The sequence below is a fragment of the Staphylococcus sp. EG-SA-2 genome (assembly GCF_017152085.1).
This window is the reverse complement of record NZ_JACYHC010000117.1, coordinates 1-549: the sequence shown is the minus strand read 5'-3', so window position 1 is coordinate 549 and position 549 is coordinate 1. Positions and strand designations below refer to the sequence as shown.

At 33.5% G+C, this 549-nt stretch carries 2 pseudogenes; both read right to left on the bottom strand.

The window, feature by feature from the left end:
* Positions 1-319, bottom strand: a pseudogene (gene mhqE, locus IDG60_RS01120) (ring-cleaving dioxygenase MhqE); the annotation flags it as partial.
* 76 nt (positions 320-395) lie between these two features.
* Positions 396-549: pseudogene (gene mhqR, locus IDG60_RS01115) on the bottom strand (MarR family transcriptional regulator MhqR); the annotation flags it as partial.

The window sequence follows — 549 nt, the reverse complement described above, 5'->3', positions numbered from 1 at the left end:
TAACACCAAATTCATCAAAGCGCTGTTCATAATACATTAATGCGTCATCGTTAGGCACTCTAAAAGACGGTCTTGTAATGGAATTTGTTCCTGCCTGCCCTTTTGTAATATTTGGAAAATCAAAGAACGTCATGTCTGTACCTGCCGAACCTACATCATCTGCAAAAAAAGTATGATACGTATAAATATCATCTTGATTGACTGTCTTTTTAACTAAACGCATGCCTAGTACTTCTGTAAAAAATTTATAATTACGTTCTGCATCATCTGTCATTGCTGTAACATGGTGAATACCTAATAGTTCATGATTATTTGCCATTTTATATACCCTCTTTGTCTTTTAGCATATTTATCTCGAAACCGAGATATTTTAATGTAAATTTTTAGTGCACGCCTTACACTTCTGTAGATTGTGCACTTAATTTCTTAAACGCTTGTTGTAAGATTGTTAATTCATCCTTTGTTAACACATCAAACGCTTTTGTTAATGTCTCAGCATGCTTAGGGAAAATATCTGCCATTTGACTTTGACCTTTTTCAGTTAAACAA